The following is a 17,687-nucleotide window of genomic DNA, read 5'->3' as shown; positions in this document are numbered from 1 at the left end:
TCTAAATTCAAAAAGCCCGTATTAAACGATAAGGGCTTTTTATTTCCAAGCTCCCTTTATTTAGACTTTCGACAATGAGATCAACTTTACAACACAAATCAAATGTAATATTATAACATTACATTAAATATAGAGAACCACAATGAAAGTCTGCTCATCCCTTAAAAGTGCCAAACGTCGTAGTGCTGATTGCCAGCTTGTAAAGCGTCGTGGCAAGTTATTTGTGATCTGCAAATCAAATCCACGCTTCAAGGTAAGACAAGGTTAAGCTTGTCTTGCTTTACCAAAGGTTAAACAACCCTTACATTCCCTTACTTCCATTTCTTTTTAAAATCTAATAACTTGGATATCAATACTTTCCAATAAGGTTCTATCCAAGATGAAAAAATCAATTATTGCCATTTCTCTAGCATCGGTTTTCCTTGTAGCGTGTAACAAGGCAGAAACACCAAAAACTGACGAGCAAACCCCTCCAGCTGCAACCACAACAGAAACAACGCATGAAGCTGTTGACAGTGCGCACACAGCGGAAAACTCACTCGACTGGAATGGTACTTATAAAGGTGTCCTTCCATGCGCTGACTGCGAAGGTATTGAGACTGAGCTCGAACTAAATCTAGATAAGACTTATGAATTAAAAGAAAAATATTTAGGCAAAGGTGATGGTAAAGCCTTCGAAAGCAAAGGTAGCTTCACCTTTGATAGCAAAAATACCTCAGTCATCACATTGGATAAAGCCGGTGATGGCCGTAAATATTTCGTTGCTGAAGGTTACCTGAAAGCTTTAGATACCGAAGGTAAAGAAATTACAGGTGAATTGGCAAGCAAATACGAGCTAAAAAAAGAAGCTGAATAAGCCTTAAATAATATTAAAAATGCCCATTTGATGAAGTGGGCTTTTTAATAGACAATAAAAAAACCCAGTCAAAATGACCGGGTTTTTTTTAGAAGATACAAATTACTTCGCAGCAGCCTGAGCAGCGGCAACTTCTTCTGCAAAGCTCATTTCAGCTTTCTTCTCAATACCTTCACCCACTTCGAAACGAACGAATTGAGCGACAACAGTACCAGTCGCTTTCAATACATCAGCAACTTTCTTGTCATTGTCGATAACATACATTTGACGATCAAGAGCAACTTCGTTCAAGTATTTTTCAACTGAACCAGTTACCATTTTCTCAACGATGTTCGCTGGTTTACCAGATTCTAATGCTTTCGCTTCAGCAATTTCTTTCTCTTTAGCGATCAAGTCAGCTGGAACAGCTTCTGCATTTACCGCAACTGGGTTGAACGCAGCAACGTGCATTGCAATACCTTTACCAGTGTCAGCATCACCTGTGTAAGAAACAACAACACCGATTTTTAAACCGTGCTTGTAAACAGCCAAGTTTTCGCCTTCAACGATTTGAGCACGACGAACCTGAATGTTTTCACCGATTTTTTGAACAAGTGCAACACGCGCTTCTTCTACAGTTGAACCGTCTTCAAGTTTAAGTTCAGCAATTTTCGCAGCATCAGTTTCGTTTGCAGCAAGTGCAGCAGCAGCAACTTTATCAGAGAAGTTTTTGAAGTTTTCGTCTTTTGCAACGAAGTCAGTTTGACAGTTAACTTCAACAAGAATCGCTTTGTTGCCTTCCTGGATGATTGTGATCGCGCCATCAGCTGCAATGTTACCTGCTTTTTTAGCAGCTTTTGCTTGACCTGATTTACGAAGGTTGTCAATCGCAAGTTCGACGTCACCACCAGCTTCTGTTAATGCTTTTTTGCATTCCATCATTGCAAGACCAGTACGGTCACGTAATTCTTTTACCATGCTTGCAGTAATTGCAGTCATGTTGTTCTCCTAAAATCGGTAGAAAATAAATCTGTTCAACAAAAACGGCCCAAAGAATCTCTGGGCCGTTTGCAATCTCGACGCTTTAATTTGCCACCATTACATGTCGCAAAAATGACAAGCTTGCGTCAAAACGCATTAAGCCTCAGAAGCGTCTTTAGCAGCGTCGTCGCCTTTTGCTTGTGCATTTGCTTGTGATTGAGCATATTCTTTACCAGCAAGAATCGCATCAGCCATAGCAGAAGCATACAAAGTTACTGCACGGATCGCATCGTCGTTACCCGGAATAACGTAATCAACGTTGTCTGGGTTAGAGTTTGTATCAACGATACCGATTACAGGAATACCTAAGTTTTTCGCTTCTTTGATTGCAATCGCTTCGTGATCTACGTCGATTACAAATAATGCGTCAGGTAAACCACCCATGTTTTTAACGCCGCCTAAAGCACGTTCAAGTTTTTCCATCTCACGAGTACGCTCTAAAGCTTCACGTTTAGTAAGCTTAGCAAAAGTACCATCTTGAGATTGAGTTTGAAGATCTTTTAAACGGTTGATAGATTGGCGAAGTGTTTTCCAGTTCGTCAACATACCACCTAACCAACGGTGATCTACATATGGTTGACCAGCGCGTTGAGCTTGTTCACGGATGATGTTAGAAGCAGCTCGTTTTGTACCAACGAATAATACTTTGTTCTTTTTGCTCGCCAGGTTGTTAACGAAGTTCAAAGCATCATTTAACGCAGGAACAGTGTGCTCAAGGTTGATGATGTGAATTTTGTTACGCGCGCCAAAAATGTATTGACGCATTTTTGGGTTCCAGAAACGAGTTTGGTGACCAAAGTGTGCGCCTGCTTGAAGAAGGTCGCGCATGCTTACGTTGTAATCTGCCATTTTCTTTACCTTAAAGTTTGGGTTAGGCCTCCATATATCCGCATTCTCCACCTATTGCTAGGCACCCAGAGTAATGTGTCGATATATGTGCGGATTTTTTTACGACTATAATTATCAGATAATTTCGTAAAATATATTCACGAAAAGCATTTGATAAAATAGGCGGCTATTTATACCATAGACGCTTGCAAATTACCAAAAGTTTTTAGAGATCATGAATACAACTTATACAGCCCCTCGTCGATTAATCAAAACACCTGAAGAAATTGAAAAGATGCGTGTTGCTGGCAAATTGGCGGCTGAAGTTCTAGACATGATTAAACCGCATATTAAAGCGGGCGTGAGCACACTAGAACTCGATACCATCTGTCGCAATCACATTGAAAATGTTCAGCAAGCAATCCCGGCCTGTGTCGGCTATGGCGCAGCACCAGGTCGCCCTGCGTTCCAGCATTCTATTTGTACCTCGGTCAACCATGTGGTTTGTCACGGTATTCCGTCTGAAAATAAAATCTTAAAAAACGGCGATATTCTTAATATCGATGTAACAGTCATTAAAGATGGTTATCACGGCGATACCAACATGATGTATATCGTGGGCGGTGAAACCTCTATTCTTGCAAACCGCTTGTGTTCAGTGGCCCAAGAAGCCATGTATCGCGGCATGGCCACGGTAAAAGACGGTTCATATCTGGGTGATGTCGGTTATGCCATTCAGCAATATGTGGAATCTGAACGTTTTAGTGTCGTCCGTGAATATTGTGGTCATGGTATCGGCAATGTCTTCCATGATGAACCACAAGTTTTGCATTATGGACAAAAAGGTACCGGTATGCGTCTGGAAGCAGGCATGACCTTTACCATTGAACCAATGGTCAACGCAGGTGTTTGGCAAACCAAGCTTTTAGGTGATAAGTGGACCGTTGTCACAAAAGATCACAAATTGTCGGCCCAATATGAACATACGATTTTGGTAACCAAAACTGGTATTGAAGTATTAACCGCGCGTCCTGAAGAAGATTTATCTCGTTTTATGTAATTTATTTTCTTTAATTTTTTTAGAAAAAAGTCACTTCGGTGACTTTTTTTGTATCTTCATAATTTCTTCATCAATTTATCTAAATCAAACAATTTTTTTCATAAGCATAACAATTATAAATTTTAACTAAACAAAGTAGGTCAAAAAAAGAGTTATCGTGGGCGCAAGAAAAATCCTTACAAACTTTAGGACATGGAGTCCCAAGATGATGAAGAAGTCATTTGCTTGCCTGCTTACAGGCTTATGTGCCCTACCAACAATTACTTTTGCAGACTCACCTTATTTCAGTCTAAAAGATGGTGATGGGTTTAAACGCTTTTCAGTTTCTGCTGGTTGGTTGCATGCCATGCCACAAGGAAAAGGCAATCCAATTGATATCAATACTGGTGTTGCTGAGGGAACAAAATCAAAAATTGGTGATATTTCAATAAAATCTGTTAAGGGTGCAATTGATCGAAGTACAACGAGTGGACAAGCTTGGTATAATCTAATTAATTTAGGTGAAAATCTGGGGATAAAAACCTTACCAGGCAGTATTGCTGGTACAGGTACCTTGAATGGATTATCAAATTGGCAAGCAGAAGGTACGGGGCTAGAAGCAGATGATGTAGATACTCTGGGTATCATGGCCAACTATCATTTTACCGATAACGTTTCTTTAGAAATTAAAGCAGGTATTCCTCCTAAAGTAGATATCCTCGGTAAGGGTAACATTTATGCCCCGTTATCAGGACATGCCACTCCTATTGACGATGGATCAAATTTGGGGAGTTGGCTTGGAAACATTATTAGTGAAGCTGGGGCCGATATTCCTCTAAAAAAAGATATCCCTATCACTAATTTATCACAAAGCAAAAAAGCGGCCTCCGCAACTGCATGGTTACCCGCTGCAGAAATTCATTACCAATTTGGTAAAACAGGCGTTAATAAATTTAGACCTTACGTTGGTGTAGGTGTCATGTATGCTCATTTCACCCATTTAAAACTTGATGATAATGTGAGTAATGATCTCGTTGCTGCGGGTCATATGATTCAGAATGTTCTCGATAATAAAGCGGGCGCTGCACTTGATGGCAAAACCTCCTCAGCCAATCCTAAAATTAAAGTTGAAGCAGATGATGCATGGGCTCCTATGGCAACACTAGGCGCAACTTATGATTTTAATCCAAACTGGTTTGCTGTCGGCTCTGTTACATATGCACCAATGAGTAGTGATGCAAAAATTACTATCTCGGACTCTAATACCGGTAAAGAACTCATTCGTGCCAATACCAAAATTGATATCGATCCATTAATTACCTATGTCGGTGTCGGCTATCGTTTCTAAGCATCCTAGTTCATAAAAAAAGCAGCCTTCGCTGCTTTTTTTATTTCCTGATATTTCTAATAGTAAAGAAATTACTCAAACAAATAGAACGCTAATCATTTTTTTAGAATCGAAATATAGACAGAAGTATTTTAAAATACTTTTCACTTATTCCTTGATCATAACAACAATGTCAAAGCCACAATTCTCAAAACAGTTGACCTATATGCTGATAGGAAGTGCACTGATCCTTGCACTTTCGCTGGGCGTACGTCATGGCTTCGGTTTATACCTGGTCCCGATGAGCGACGCATTTGGCTGGGGACACCATATTTTTAGTTTTGCCATTGCCTTACAAAACTTGATCTGGGGTGCGGCCCAACCTTTCACAGGTGCAATTGCCGATAAATATGGTACCAAGAAAGTGGTTGCAGCAGGCGGCGTGCTCTATGCGATTGGCTTGGTAATGATGGCATTCAGCTCAACCGGAGTTCTGCTAAATCTTAGTTTAGGGCTTGTCATTGGTCTGGCTTTATCTGCGACCTCATTTACAGTACTGCTTTCAGCCGTTGGTCGTGCAGCTCCGCCAGAAAAACGCAGTATGGTAATGGGGATTGCCAGTGCAGCAGGATCATTCGGTCAATTTATCATGTTGCCATCCACCCTACTGTTACTCAAAAGTATAGGCTGGTCCTCCGCACTACTCGTCAGTGCATTCGCGATTGCATTCATTATCCCGTTGGCATGGTTATTAAAATCCCCTACTTCGACCGCACCGAAGGCACTGAATCAACCCAGTCTCGGCTTTAAACAGGTTCTTAACATTGCCCGCAAACATAAACCGTTCTGGTGGTTATCCCTAGGCTTTCTGGTCTGCGGCTTTCAGGTGGTATTCTTAGGAGTGCATTTACCGGGTTATTTAATTGATCATGGCTTTGATGCCACCACAGGCACCATATTTTTAGCACTGGTAGGCCTGTTCAATATTGTGGGGACCTATGGGGCTGGCTGGTTAGGCGATCGTTATTCAAAACCGAAACTGCTGATGTTGCTGTACGGCTTACGTGGCGTCGCCATCATTGCCTTCCTGTTATTACCCCTGAGTATATTTACCGTTTATAGTTTTGGCATCATCATGGGATTGCTCTGGCTTTCAACGGTACCATTAACCAATGGTATTGTTGCGAATATGTTTGGCGTAAAATATTTATCGATGCTGAGTGGCATTGTGTTTTTTACTCATCAAATCGGTTCATTTTTTGGAGGCTGGTTAGGGGGTATCAACCACGACATGACCGGCAACTACAATATGATCTGGCTTGCCTGCTTGCTATTAAGTGCTTTTGGCGTGGTGATTCATCTGTTCGTCAATGAAGAGGCCATTATTCATGACTAATCTTGAACGAAATTTTAAAATTTTACTGATGGGCTTTATTCTTGGTTTAATTAGTCTTTCAATCTTGATCTGGTTTCAAACGCCTGATCTATTTGAATATTTCAATCAGGCATTTTGTGCCCACTAATTACGTATTTCCAAGTTTCACACTTGTCATTGAATCATCAAAAATTTGTCATAAAACGATAAAATTTGCATGATTTAATGAAAAATAAAAACACCTATAAAATGTAAAAAAGCTTGTTGGCCTTATCGTCAACAAGCTTTTTTATTGCAGCCATAAAAAGGGCCGCTTTAAGCGACCCTCTCTGGTAAAACCATCTTGATTAAGGATGTTTCGGTAAAGGTATATATTGAGATTGCGTATTTTGCTGTACTTTGCGCTCTCCCACCTTCACTTGGAGCGTTTGCTGCTTGCCTTCTCGCTCCACAATCACATCAATCAGACTACCCGGCGCTTGCAATGCCACATAATTAATTAAATGCGAAGCGGAAGAAATCTGTTCATTATTGACCTGGATAATTTTGTCACCACGTTTAATGCCTGCCGTATCCGAAGGTCCGTCACGCAATACATCAGCCACGGTAACCCCAATCGGTTTTGTTGCCAGAACATCCTCTTCAATGGTATTTGGAATCAGGCTAATCCCCAACCAGCCTCGTACCACACGGCCATCTTTCAAGATGGAATTAAGCACTTGCTGACAAACCTTGGCTGGAATAGCAAAGCCAATTCCCAAGGAACCGCCAGATTGAGAGAAAATTGCAGTATTGACACCGATCAGATTGCCCGCAACATCAATCAATGCACCACCCGAGTTACCCGGATTAATGGCAGCATCGGTTTGAATAAAGTCTTCGTAGGTATTGATTCCCAAGTCAGAACGACCTGTGGCAGAAATAATCCCTTGAGTTACGGTTTGACCGACACCAAATGGATTACCAATCGCAAGTACTACATCACCTACTTCGTTACCACTCAGCTTAAATGGTAGCACTGGCAGATTATCTAATTCGATCTTGATTACAGCCAGATCTGTATCTGGATCAGTACCAATTACTTTGGCTTCAGCACGACGGCCATCATGCAATGCCACCACAATATGTTCAGCCTGAGCAATCACATGATTATTGGTGAGAATATAACCGTCTGCACGTACAATCACCCCTGAACCCAGACTGTTTTCATTTTGAGGCTGTTGCGGCATTTGATTGCCAAAGAACTCGCGAAATACAGGATCATTCAATAATGGATGATTCATCTGTTTGACTTTCTGCGTGGTAAAAATATTCACCACAGCAGGTGCAGCCACTTTGACTGCAGCACTATAGGAAACCACCCCACCGGCACGTGATGTATCAATGAGAGGCTCAACCTTTTCTGCCGGCATTTTTACCCCATCAGCCGCAACAGTCGGTTTCGGTTGATGTGATTTCTGCCAAGCCAGAAAACTAACGATAACAAGAATGAGTAATACCCAAGGTAACCATGTAAATGCACGGCGCACGTCTATTATCCTCTAGGCGAAATTATGTAATGTACGTAATTTATTGAAGAACTGGAAGTTTCCACTATTGTAAAGTAAATTGCTTAAAATCAATGCAAAAGTTAAAAAAGTTTTGTCTAGCTTTAGTTACATTTAAAAATATGTTTTTATTGAGCTCTAACAAGCTGTTAATCATTTGAGGAATCGCATGGCAAATGTGCAAGATATTGTGCACTGGTGTAATCAGACTTTAAAAGCAAACGAGTTTAAAGACTACGCACCAAATGGCTTACAAATTGAAGGCAAAGCTGAAGTCAATAAAATTTTATGCGCCGTGACCGCTTCTGAAGATGCGATTGATGCCGCGATTGCTCAACAGGCGGACGCCTTACTGGTGCATCATGGCTACTTCTGGAAAGGCGAACCCTATCCGATTACCGGTATGCGTGGCAATCGCATTAAAAAACTGATCCAGAATAATATTTCCCTAATTGCCTATCACCTGCCACTAGACGCGCATCCGACTTTAGGCAATAACGTCGCCATTGCCGATTTGTTGGAGCTAAACGATCTGGAAGCATTAGATCCAAGTGAAAAGCACCCTATCGGCAACATTGGTTATTTAGACCATGCACTGAGCCCTGAGCAATTTAAAGCAAAGTTACAAGCTGTCTTTGATTTTAATGTAATTCATTTACCGAGTACTAAAACTACAATCAAAAAAATAGGCTTCTGCACAGGCGGCGCACAAGACTTTATTGCCAAAGCTGCTCAAGCAGAATGCGATGCTTATATTTCAGGTGAAGTCAGTGAACGCACTTTCTATGAAGCCAAAGAGTTAGGGGTTCACTATTTTGCTTGTGGTCATCATGCCACTGAACGTTATGGCGTACAGCGCTTGGCACAAGCCATTGCAACACAGTTTGCCATTGAATCTGAGTATTTTGAGCTCAACAATCCAATTTAAGCCGATGCACGGATAAAGGAGTGAAATTCATTTCATTCCTTTATCTGATTTTTATTTTCCAATTTTCTGCCTCCCCATCGATTCTTTCTGGTCGCTTAATGATGCAGGGTTCTCATTGCCTAGCTGCTCATCTCTATAGCCATAATTTTAAATACATAACCACTTCTAGATTCCTCACTCTTAATCAACTGATAAATAAAATTTATTTTTTAATTCATATCACATAGATAAAAGCAAATTAAAAGATATTGATTCTCATTTGCTTTTATATCAATAATGAAAGCGCTTAATTTCATCCTCATAAAACCACATTGATTACAAAAGGAATCAAACACATGGCTTATTCTTTACCTGCGCTGCCTTATGCCTATGATGCACTTGAACCCAATATCGATACCAAGACCATGGAAATTCATCATAGCAAACACCATCAGACCTATATCAATAATATTAATGGCGCAATTCAAGGCACGGTATGGGAAAAATTTCCTGTAGAGGAGCTAGTCGCCAAAGTGAATGAAGTTCCAGCCGAACTTAAACCTATGGTGATCAATAATGCTGGCGGACATGCCAACCATTCACTATTCTGGACCGTTATGAGCCCACACGGTGGTGGCGAACCGACAGGTGATATTGCAAAAGCCATTGACCAGCAACTCGGTGGTTTTGATGCATTTAAAGAGGCATTTACCAAAGCCGCGATTAGCCGTTTCGGAAGTGGCTGGGCATGGCTGAGTGTCACACCTGAAGGTAAAATTGTGGTGGAAAGCAGTGCCAATCAGGACTCGCCACTAATGCATGGTCATACCCCTATTTTAGGACTGGATGTATGGGAACATGCCTATTACCTAAAATATCAAAATCGTAGACCTGAATATATTGCGGCTTTTTATAATGTGGTGGACTGGGATGAGGTCAATCGCCGCTACCATGCGGCTTTAACAGCAATAAAAAATTGATTTTAAATAATAAAGTTAAAAACTTCTGCTTGATCAATGTAGATTAGAGCCAGCTCAAAGATAATCTAAAATAATCATTGGCTCTAATTCTATCTTGTGTATGGTATATGTCTCAGATGGAAATTTTTTGCATATTTTGTGTATTAAAAGACTGCCCTATTGCATGCAGAATCATTTACAATAAAAACACTTAATGTAAAACCCAGCAAATTTGCAAGGAATGAAACATGACAACCATTACTTTACCTGCACTTCCATATGGCTATGATGATCTAGCGCCACATATCACTCGCGAAACTTTAGAATACCATCACGACAAACACCACAATACTTATGTTGTTAACTTAAACAACTTAATCAAAGGTACTGATCTTGAAGGTAAAACTTTAGAAGAAATCATCAAGGCTTCTGCTGGTGATGCATCTAAAGCTGGTATCTTCAACAATGCTGCTCAAGTATGGAACCACACATTCTACTGGAACAGCATGAAGCCAAACGGTGGTGGTAAACCTACAGGCGCGATTGCAGCGAAAATTGACGAAGCGTTTGGTAGCTACGAAAAATTTGCAGAAGAATTCACTGCTGCTGCAACAACTCAATTCGGTTCAGGTTGGGCTTGGTTAGTTGCTGACGAAGTAAACGGTAAATTATCAATTACTAAAACTTCAAATGCAGACACGCCGCTTGCGCATGGTCAAATCGCTGTATTAACAATCGACGTTTGGGAACACGCTTACTACATCGACTTCCGTAACTTACGTCCAAAATACATCGCGACTTTCTTAGAAAGCCTGGTTAACTGGGACTATGCAAATGCAAAACTTGCAGGTCAACCAGCAGGTGTTGAGAAATAAGTTTTTATTTCTGCAATAAAAAAACTGCTCTTGATGAGCAGTTTTTTTATATCTGTTGATTGAATGATCGGTCTGCTGAACAGTTGATTTCAAAGAGTTCTATCTGAGACTTGAGTCTGCTGAACACCAGGTTAATCAACCATGCAAATAATAGAAATGGTTAAATAGATCCTACTCAATATAATTAAAAATAGAACAGTTTATTTTTTAGAGAGCCGGACATTTATCTGGCCTTAAGCAATGATTTAAACAATAAAAAACCCTGCTTGCGCAGGGTTTCCTTTTAAATCAGTTCAGTGCTTAGTGAGCAGCGAATTGGTTCATTGTGTTTTTAGCATCATCATGTGCTTTAAGCGCATTGTCACCAGAGAAGATTTCTTTGTGATCATCACCGATGTCAGACCCCGCCATTGCTTGGTGTTTAACACAAGCGATACCGCCACGGATTTCTTTACGTTGTACGCCAGCAACATAAGCCAACATACCTTCAGAACCGAAGTAACCTTGTGCAAGCTCATGTGTAGAAAGAGCAGCAGTGTGGTAAGTCGGAAGTGTGATCAAGTGATGGAACACACCTGCTTCACGAGAAGCATCTGCTTGGAAAGTACGGATCTTAGCATCAGCATCAGCAGCTAATTCAGTATTGTCATACTCAGCGCTCATTAATTTAGCACGGTCGTATGCAGAAACGTCTTTACCTTCAGCAACCCAACGGTCATAAGCTTGTTGACGGAAGTTTAAAGTCCAGTTGAATGATGGGCTGTTGTTATAAACAAGCTTCGCATTTGGCACAACTTCTTTAACACGGTTAACCATGTGAGCGATTTCTTCTACGTTTGGAGTCGCAGTTTCGATCCAAAGAAGGTCAGCACCATTTTGAAGGCTAGATACACAGTCAAGTACCACACGGTCAATTTGAGTGTCAGGACGGAACTGATATAAACCAGAAGCTAAACGCTTAGGACGGTGTAATTTACCATCACGCTTGATCAGGATTTCATCTTCTTGAGCATCAGCGATGTCAATTTCAGTTGTATCCAAGTAGCTGATGTATTGAGAAGCGATGTCGCCTGGCTCTTTAACCACTGGGATTTTTTGAGTCAAGTCAGCGCCTTCAGAGTCAGTACGTGCAACGATGATACCGTCATCAAGACCCATTTCTAAGAATGCATAACGTAATGCATGGATTTTAGCGATGAAATCTTCGTGTGGAACAGTTACTTTACCAGCTTGGTGACCACATTGTTTTGCGTCAGATACTTGGTTTTCGATTTGAAGTGCACATGCACCCGCTTCGATCATTTTCTTCGCAAGTAAGTAAGTCGCTTCTTCGTTACCGAAACCAGCGTCGATGTCCGCAATAATTGGCACAACGTGAGTTTCAAAGTTGTCGATTTGAGCAGTGATTTCAGCTGCTTTAGCAGTATCACCTGCTTCTTGTGCTTTTTTAAGTGCACGGAATAAATCGTTTAGTTCTTTTGCGTCAGCTTGACGTAAGAAAGTGTAGATTTCTTCGATCAACGCAGGAACAGAAGTTTTTTCATGCATTGATTGGTCAGGAAGTGGACCAAATTCTGAACGAAGTGCAGCAACCATCCAACCAGAAAGGTAGATATAGCGACGTTCAGTTGTACCGAAGTATTTTTTGTTCGCGATCATTTTTTGTTGAGCGATGAAACCGTGCCAGCAACCTAATGATTGAGTATATTTGCTAGAATCGGCATCATAAGCAGCCATATCACGACGCATAATCGCAGCTGTGTATTTCGCAATGTCTAAACCAGTTTTGAAACGGTTTTGTAGTTGCATGCGAGCAGCATCTTCAGGACTAATATCTGCCCAAGTGTTGCCAAATTTTGCTTTTAATTCGCGGATTGCATCAATCGCTGTTTGATATGTAGTCATGATCTATTCCTTTGAGGATTGGCATCGAACGGGGGCTAAAAATCCTGATTTTATTTAGTCTAGATTTCAAGCACCTCATCAACATGTCTCAAAGCTTAGTCTTTGGCAAGCGATTTAGCCAATATTCTAGCTTAATCTTCGGTATTTTCTTAGAAAATGTATGTATAGGCTTTTATCAAAAACTTCAAAAATAAAACATAAGCAATTGTATTTAATTAATTTTCAAAATACACTGAAATGCGTAAAAACCCTATTTTAGGCCATTTTTCTAGACTGGTCAGTTCAAAAAACACGGTAAAATAAGCGTTCAAATACTCAAAATATTTAATTTTTTAGCGTGTCTTACTGGTGTTACAAACAACAATTGTATCAAAGTTGAGCATGACCAGATCAATAAGTGCACCCGATATTTCAAGCGATGTTATATGCCTTGGCGCTGTTGCTTTTATGTAGGATTAAGTTACACAAAAGGCTTTATATATGTCATAATTCAACACAATTTAAGGATTTTATTTTCGGTATTTTTTTTATGAATCTGGAGCGGGTCGATCTTAATTTATTAATTTATCTTGACGTACTTCTTCGTGAAAAAAATGTCACACGCGCCGCAGAGCAACTCGGTGTTACCCAGCCTGCGATGAGTAATATTTTACGTCGTTTACGTAATCTGTTTAATGATCCCCTCCTGATTCGCTCTTCTGAAGGCATGACGCCGACTGAGCGTGCATTAGAATTACAACCACGTATTCGCGATGCGCTCTCAGATCTTTCCATGATTCTGGAGCCACGTACCGAATTCCGTCCTTATACCAGTACGCGCGTGTTCCGTATCATGACCTCGGATTATGCCGAAGCAACCTTAGTGCCTCGCCTGGTCAAGGCATTGCGTTCAGAAGCACCCAATGTGGTACTGGATTTCTTGACGCCGAGTGATGTGTCTTATCGGGACATGGAGCAAGGTAAAGTAGATCTTGCCATTAACCGCTTCAATGAAATTCCACAAAGCTTCCATCAGGTTCTGGTTTGGCGTGATAGCTTTAGCTGTATTTTAAATGACAAACACCCTGCTGTGACTCACTTAAACCTGAAAAGCTATTTAGATGCGCAGCATATCTGGGTCTCAAAAACCGGTATGGGGGTTGGTTTCGGTGTGAATCCGGATAAACAGGCGGGACTCGGCTGGATCGATCAGGCGTTGGAGCGTATTGGTCAACGTCGTAAAATTTCAGTGTTTACCCGTCATTATCAGATGCCAGCATTGTTAGCGCAAAATGTAGATTTGATTGCGACATTGCCAACCCGTATGGCGCGTTTGCAAACCCAAAATCCAAAGCTGGTTATAAAGGATCCTCCATTTTATATTCCTGAGTTTGAATTAAAAATGGCATGGTGTCCGTTATTACATCATCATCCTGCCCATCGCTGGTTAAGACAGCTGATCCTGTTTGTGGCACGCCAGATGATTGAAGAAGAGAATCGTGAATTTCTCTTAAATAACTCACAATTTTCACAATACTAAAAATATTGCTCTATAATCATATTTAATTTCGAATGGATATGCTTGTTTGCTCAGCAAAACTGTTATTACGAGGTAATGATTTGATTACCTCTGTTCTTTTTTGTGTTACAACATATTCATAATAATATGCAACACAGGTGATGTGTGAGTCTCTTCCAGAATATTATTGTTATCGCCCTGCTGATTTCAGCAGCAGGCTTTTTATCACTCACAGAAATTGCTCTCGCTGGCGCTAGAAAAGTTAAATTAAAAATTTTGGCCGAATCTGGCGAAACCCGCGCTCAAAAAGTTTTAGATCTACAAGAACAATCCGCTGATTTCTTCGCAGCCTCGCAAATCGGTTTAAATGCCGTTGCAATCCTCGGTGGTATTCTCGGTGAAGCTGCCTTCCGGCCATTCTTTGTTGATCTGATTGTGAAGTTTTATGCAGGTCCTTGGCTAGAAACCATTGGTTTTGCTCTCTCCTTTACCATGGTCACCTCTTTGTTCATTCTGTTTGCTGATCTGATGCCAAAACGTTTGGCCATGATTGCGCCAGAAAAAATTGCCATTAGCGTCATCGAGCCGATTCAGATTTTTATTAAAATCTGCAAACCTTTGGCTTGGGGCATCAATGCGATTGCCAATCTGTTATTCCGCTTATTCAAAGTCAATACCATCCGTGACGACAATATTACCTTTGATGATATTTCAGCAGTCATGGACGCAGGCGCACAAGCCGGGGTGCTACAAAAGCAGGAACATCATTTCATTGAAAACGTATTTGAACTGGAGGAACGTACTGTTCCTTCAAGTATGACCACCCGTGAAAATGTGGTGTTTTTCACCCTGACAGAACCTGAAGACAGTATTCGTCAAAAACTGGGTGAATACCCTTATTCAAAATTTCTGGTCTGTAATGAACATATTGATCAGGTGATTGGCTATGTCGATGCCAAAGATATTCTAGTGCGTATTCTGAATAAACAATCTTTTACACAACTGAATGAATCGACCATTCGTAATGTGTTAATGATTCCAGATACCCTAACCCTGTCAGAATTACTCGACCGCTTCCGCTCGACCAAAGAAAAATTTGCGGTCGTGATTAATGAATATGCGCTGGTAGTCGGGGTGATTACACTAAGCGACATCATGATCACCGTCATGGGCGACTGGGTAACGCCAATGGATGAAGAACAGCAGATCATTAAGCGGGACAATCATTCCTGGCTCATTGATGGGGGTACACCGATTGAAGACGTCAAACATGTTCTGGAAATTGAAGAGTTTCCTGAAAATGAGAATTATGAAACCATTGCCGGCTTTATCATGTATCGCCTACGCAAGATCCCGCGTCCTGCAGATGCCGTAGAATATGCGGGCTTCAAGTTTGAAGTGGTCGATATTGACCATTATAAAATTGACCAGTTATTGGTGACACAAGTTTTACCGAGTCAGGAAAATGATACGATTATCCAGTCTGAAGACTAAGTAAAAGTCAAAAAAAAGCCCGTTTAACGGGCTTTCTTTATTTCATAACAAACCAAATCAGAATGATCAGTAACACCACAATAAAGACCACAACCTTTACGCCACCACGGCTACGCTGTGCCACCTGCTCCTGCACACGTGCCTGTTCTTGTGGATGGGCTTGCAAATACTGGTCAATTAAATCCTTTGATTCCTTTAACCCCAACCCGGTTTTCTCACGGGTAATCTTGATGGCCTCAATCAGTTGCCCTTCACGTAACACTTCTAATGCTTCAGGTGGAATATGAGGTAATGAACTCATAAACTAACATTCCTTGTTATGTTTGATTGATGAGTAGAACTGGCGTTTATCCGCGCTTAGTTTCCACCTAGTTGTGCCAATAAGGTATCTAATGCCGCCTGATAATGGATGCTAATATCTTCGGCTAGAATCTTGTATGCATTGTCAAATTGAACCATTGGCCAGCCCTCTTTCCAGAATGGAAAAATATTGTGCAAGTCATGGGTCACCGTTGCATCTTCACGACCAATGGCCTGTGCAACCTGAGCCAATACCTGTGCTGTTTCTGCACCATCAATCGCTAAATAATCAATGCCACGGGCTTTTAAAATACGGATACGGTCTTTTTTATAACGAATTTTTTTAGCCTGACCTGAATTCAGACCCAATGCCAAAGTCACAGCTTCGACAAACTTGTCCTCAAAGCTGGCATTCAGTGCCACCAAAGCCTGTTTATGTGCTTCTTGACGCCCAGCTTTCCCCCCATTACGGATGATCTCATTTGCTTCCGTATCCAGCTTATCTTTTTTCATAGACTGTAAAATGTCTAAAATTTCGATATCGCTTAAAGATTCAGGAGATTGCTCAATCATGGGAGTCCTAATACACAAAAATAAAAAAACATTGTCTCATAAAAGCGCGATCAACGCAGAATAAAAATGAAAATTGGCATTCTATCTGCGTTATTTTTTAGATCAGTTTTCCAGAATTTAGCCTAACTGGCTTAAATCCCTTTTTAGAAAATGGGTCAATATGTTTGCTAATTTATTTTTACCCTGGTAATATTATTTTACCCGTATAAAAATATGTGAATAAAATGAATACTCAATCAACCTATACTGCTTTTTCAGGCTATACGCTGATTGCTCAAGCGCAACTTGCTGACATTGCATTAAAGCTCAAACAACTTGGTGAAACTGCCGAGACGATCCTGATTTTTAACGATCAAACAGGTCGACAAATCGACCTTGACCTTTCAGGTGCTGAGCAAGAGATTCAGCAGCGCTACAGCGAACCTGAACCGGAAAAGAAAGTTGGCCGTCCAAAACTCGGTGTGATCTCTCGTGAAATTACCTTACAGAAGAAACACTGGGACTGGTTAGATCAACAGAGTGCCAGTGCATCTGCAGTGATTCGCAAACTGATTGATAAGGAGCTGAATGATCCAGCCTCTGAAAGTAATATCATGCTGGCTAAACAAGCCACTGATCGCGTTATGTCGGCAATGTTAGGCAATATGCCCAATTTTGAAGAAGCAACCCGCGCGTTATATCAAGGTGATCAGGCGGTTTTCTTAAAATTAATTAAAGACTACCCTTTAGATCCGCAGCAATATATTCGTAGATTATCCATGCATGCCTTTTAAAAAAGCAGCCTTTATGTATTGAGAAGCCCCTATTGCAGGGGCTTTTTTTAAACTAGATTTTTCTTTTCTTTATATTCTTTTACCTTGCGGTCACTGACATCTTCCGGATAACAATAAGGTGTGTATCCGCCAGCACGGTTATAAGCACTACGTTTTCCACAGCGACTACCATTACGTGCAGTGTTATAGGGACACGGACAGTTACCTGGATAGCTCTCAATAGATTCTTGAATAATTTTTCGCTTAATTGCCGCTGTACTATTTTCTCCCTGTTTGGCCTCAACATTAAAAGCCAGACATAACCCCATTAAAAATAATATTTTTTTCATACACACCTCTCTAAGGAAGGCATTGTATAAGGAAATATTTTATGTGAAATATCACATATATTTTAAATGCTTCATTATTATG

General features: G+C 40.8%; 18 protein-coding genes. 11 read left to right on the top strand and 7 right to left on the bottom strand.

The window, feature by feature from the left end; translation table 11 throughout:
* Nucleotides 1–142: 142 nt before the first annotated feature.
* Nucleotides 143–268 (top strand): type B 50S ribosomal protein L36, encoded by a 126-nt coding sequence (gene ykgO, locus J699_RS19050; RefSeq protein ID WP_079281770.1) that lies wholly within the window; start codon nt 143–145, stop codon nt 266–268.
* Between the two features lie 111 nt (nt 269–379).
* A complete protein-coding gene (locus J699_RS14345) occupies nt 380–856 on the top strand; it encodes a copper resistance protein NlpE (RefSeq protein WP_032866401.1) in 477 nt (158 codons plus the stop codon).
* A gap of 102 nt (nt 857–958) precedes the next feature.
* Here the strand turns inward: J699_RS14345 and tsf are convergent, their stop codons facing one another.
* Both tsf and rpsB read right to left on the bottom strand, forming a co-directional pair.
* Nucleotides 959–1,834 carry a translation elongation factor Ts gene (gene tsf, locus J699_RS14350; protein ID WP_005287814.1) on the bottom strand — a complete coding sequence of 292 codons (876 nt, stop codon included), beginning with the start codon at nt 1,832–1,834 and terminating at the stop codon, nt 959–961.
* A gap of 138 nt (nt 1,835–1,972) precedes the next feature.
* Nucleotides 1,973–2,725, bottom strand: coding sequence for a 30S ribosomal protein S2 (gene rpsB / locus J699_RS14355; protein WP_004652723.1), 753 nt, complete (start codon nt 2,723–2,725; stop codon nt 1,973–1,975).
* Nucleotides 2,726–2,939: 214 nt separating this feature from the next.
* Here rpsB and map point away from each other — a divergent pair, with 214 nt between their 5' ends.
* From map to J699_RS14370, 3 genes are all read left to right on the top strand, one after another.
* Nucleotides 2,940–3,764, top strand: coding sequence for a type I methionyl aminopeptidase (map, locus tag J699_RS14360; RefSeq protein WP_004773623.1), 825 nt, complete (start codon nt 2,940–2,942; stop codon nt 3,762–3,764).
* 205 nt (nt 3,765–3,969) lie between these two features.
* Nucleotides 3,970–5,091, top strand: coding sequence for an OmpW/AlkL family protein (locus tag J699_RS14365; RefSeq protein ID WP_032866398.1), 1,122 nt, complete (start codon nt 3,970–3,972; stop codon nt 5,089–5,091).
* Nucleotides 5,092–5,260: 169 nt separating this feature from the next.
* The gene (locus tag J699_RS14370; RefSeq protein WP_032866395.1) at nt 5,261–6,466 is read left to right on the top strand and encodes an MFS transporter; all 1,206 of its coding nucleotides are present in this window, start codon (nt 5,261–5,263) and stop codon (nt 6,464–6,466) included.
* Between the two features lie 326 nt (nt 6,467–6,792).
* Here J699_RS14370 and J699_RS14375 read toward each other — a convergent pair whose 3' ends face one another.
* The gene (locus J699_RS14375) at nt 6,793–7,974 is read right to left on the bottom strand and encodes a trypsin-like peptidase domain-containing protein (RefSeq protein WP_005231547.1); all 1,182 of its coding nucleotides are present in this window, start codon (nt 7,972–7,974) and stop codon (nt 6,793–6,795) included.
* 187 nt (nt 7,975–8,161) lie between these two features.
* On the opposite strand from J699_RS14375, the gene J699_RS14380 reads away from it, so the two are divergent.
* The 3 genes from J699_RS14380 to J699_RS14390 all read left to right on the top strand — a co-directional run bounded on the left by J699_RS14380 (nt 8,162) and on the right by J699_RS14390 (nt 10,733).
* Nucleotides 8,162–8,920, top strand: a complete 759-nt coding sequence (locus J699_RS14380) for a Nif3-like dinuclear metal center hexameric protein (RefSeq protein ID WP_032882727.1) — start codon at nt 8,162–8,164, stop codon at nt 8,918–8,920.
* 335 nt (nt 8,921–9,255) lie between these two features.
* On the top strand, nt 9,256–9,879 hold the full coding sequence (locus tag J699_RS14385; RefSeq protein WP_032866390.1) for a superoxide dismutase: 624 nt from the start codon (nt 9,256–9,258) through the stop codon (nt 9,877–9,879).
* A gap of 227 nt (nt 9,880–10,106) precedes the next feature.
* Nucleotides 10,107–10,733 (top strand): superoxide dismutase, encoded by a 627-nt coding sequence (locus J699_RS14390; protein ID WP_005231550.1) that lies wholly within the window; start codon nt 10,107–10,109, stop codon nt 10,731–10,733.
* 300 nt (nt 10,734–11,033) lie between these two features.
* Here the strand turns inward: J699_RS14390 and J699_RS14395 are convergent, their stop codons facing one another.
* A complete protein-coding gene (locus J699_RS14395) occupies nt 11,034–12,638 on the bottom strand; it encodes an isocitrate lyase (protein ID WP_005231551.1) in 1,605 nt (534 codons plus the stop codon).
* Nucleotides 12,639–13,167: 529 nt separating this feature from the next.
* On the opposite strand from J699_RS14395, the gene J699_RS14400 reads away from it, so the two are divergent.
* Both J699_RS14400 and J699_RS14405 read left to right on the top strand, forming a co-directional pair.
* A complete protein-coding gene (locus J699_RS14400) occupies nt 13,168–14,157 on the top strand; it encodes a LysR family transcriptional regulator (protein WP_004773639.1) in 990 nt (329 codons plus the stop codon).
* Nucleotides 14,158–14,301: 144 nt separating this feature from the next.
* Nucleotides 14,302–15,630 (top strand): hemolysin family protein, encoded by a 1,329-nt coding sequence (locus tag J699_RS14405; RefSeq protein ID WP_005231552.1) that lies wholly within the window; start codon nt 14,302–14,304, stop codon nt 15,628–15,630.
* 37 nt (nt 15,631–15,667) lie between these two features.
* On the opposite strand, the gene J699_RS14410 is transcribed toward J699_RS14405, so the two are convergent.
* Together J699_RS14410 and J699_RS14415 are read right to left on the bottom strand one after the other, a co-directional pair.
* Nucleotides 15,668–15,931, bottom strand: coding sequence for a ribosomal protein L7/L12 (locus J699_RS14410; RefSeq protein ID WP_032866387.1), 264 nt, complete (start codon nt 15,929–15,931; stop codon nt 15,668–15,670).
* 56 nt (nt 15,932–15,987) lie between these two features.
* Nucleotides 15,988–16,503 carry a hypothetical protein gene (locus tag J699_RS14415; RefSeq protein WP_032866385.1) on the bottom strand — a complete coding sequence of 172 codons (516 nt, stop codon included), beginning with the start codon at nt 16,501–16,503 and terminating at the stop codon, nt 15,988–15,990.
* Nucleotides 16,504–16,727: 224 nt separating this feature from the next.
* Here J699_RS14415 and J699_RS14420 point away from each other — a divergent pair, with 224 nt between their 5' ends.
* Nucleotides 16,728–17,276 (top strand): DUF2239 family protein, encoded by a 549-nt coding sequence (locus J699_RS14420; RefSeq protein ID WP_032866382.1) that lies wholly within the window; start codon nt 16,728–16,730, stop codon nt 17,274–17,276.
* A gap of 47 nt (nt 17,277–17,323) precedes the next feature.
* Here the strand turns inward: J699_RS14420 and J699_RS14425 are convergent, their stop codons facing one another.
* A complete protein-coding gene (locus J699_RS14425) occupies nt 17,324–17,605 on the bottom strand; it encodes a hypothetical protein (protein WP_032866380.1) in 282 nt (93 codons plus the stop codon).
* Nucleotides 17,606–17,687: the final 82 nt, after the last annotated feature.

Source organism: Acinetobacter sp. 1000160 (assembly GCF_000588715.1).
In the GTDB taxonomy this organism is placed as follows: domain Bacteria; phylum Pseudomonadota; class Gammaproteobacteria; order Pseudomonadales; family Moraxellaceae; genus Acinetobacter; species Acinetobacter courvalinii.
Note: the sequence above shows the minus strand (reverse complement) of the source record. Positions and strands in the feature narration are given on the sequence as shown.

Coding starts and splice junctions, on each gene's coding strand:
- J699_RS14395 (WP_005231551.1), bottom strand. CDS start 12,638: ATGACTACATATCAAACAGCGATTGATGCAATCCGCGAATTAAAAGCA.
- J699_RS14380 (WP_032882727.1), top strand. CDS start 8,162: ATGGCAAATGTGCAAGATATTGTGCACTGGTGTAATCAGACTTTAAAA.
- map (WP_004773623.1), top strand. CDS start 2,940: ATGAATACAACTTATACAGCCCCTCGTCGATTAATCAAAACACCTGAA.
- J699_RS14345 (WP_032866401.1), top strand. CDS start 380: ATGAAAAAATCAATTATTGCCATTTCTCTAGCATCGGTTTTCCTTGTA.
- J699_RS14400 (WP_004773639.1), top strand. CDS start 13,168: ATGAATCTGGAGCGGGTCGATCTTAATTTATTAATTTATCTTGACGTA.
- J699_RS14365 (WP_032866398.1), top strand. CDS start 3,970: ATGATGAAGAAGTCATTTGCTTGCCTGCTTACAGGCTTATGTGCCCTA.
- J699_RS14385 (WP_032866390.1), top strand. CDS start 9,256: ATGGCTTATTCTTTACCTGCGCTGCCTTATGCCTATGATGCACTTGAA.
- J699_RS14370 (WP_032866395.1), top strand. CDS start 5,261: ATGTCAAAGCCACAATTCTCAAAACAGTTGACCTATATGCTGATAGGA.
- J699_RS14390 (WP_005231550.1), top strand. CDS start 10,107: ATGACAACCATTACTTTACCTGCACTTCCATATGGCTATGATGATCTA.
- J699_RS14425 (WP_032866380.1), bottom strand. CDS start 17,605: ATGAAAAAAATATTATTTTTAATGGGGTTATGTCTGGCTTTTAATGTT.
- rpsB (WP_004652723.1), bottom strand. CDS start 2,725: ATGGCAGATTACAACGTAAGCATGCGCGACCTTCTTCAAGCAGGCGCA.
- J699_RS14415 (WP_032866385.1), bottom strand. CDS start 16,503: ATGATTGAGCAATCTCCTGAATCTTTAAGCGATATCGAAATTTTAGAC.
- tsf (WP_005287814.1), bottom strand. CDS start 1,834: ATGACTGCAATTACTGCAAGCATGGTAAAAGAATTACGTGACCGTACT.
- J699_RS14410 (WP_032866387.1), bottom strand. CDS start 15,931: ATGAGTTCATTACCTCATATTCCACCTGAAGCATTAGAAGTGTTACGT.
- ykgO (WP_079281770.1), top strand. CDS start 143: ATGAAAGTCTGCTCATCCCTTAAAAGTGCCAAACGTCGTAGTGCTGAT.
- J699_RS14420 (WP_032866382.1), top strand. CDS start 16,728: ATGAATACTCAATCAACCTATACTGCTTTTTCAGGCTATACGCTGATT.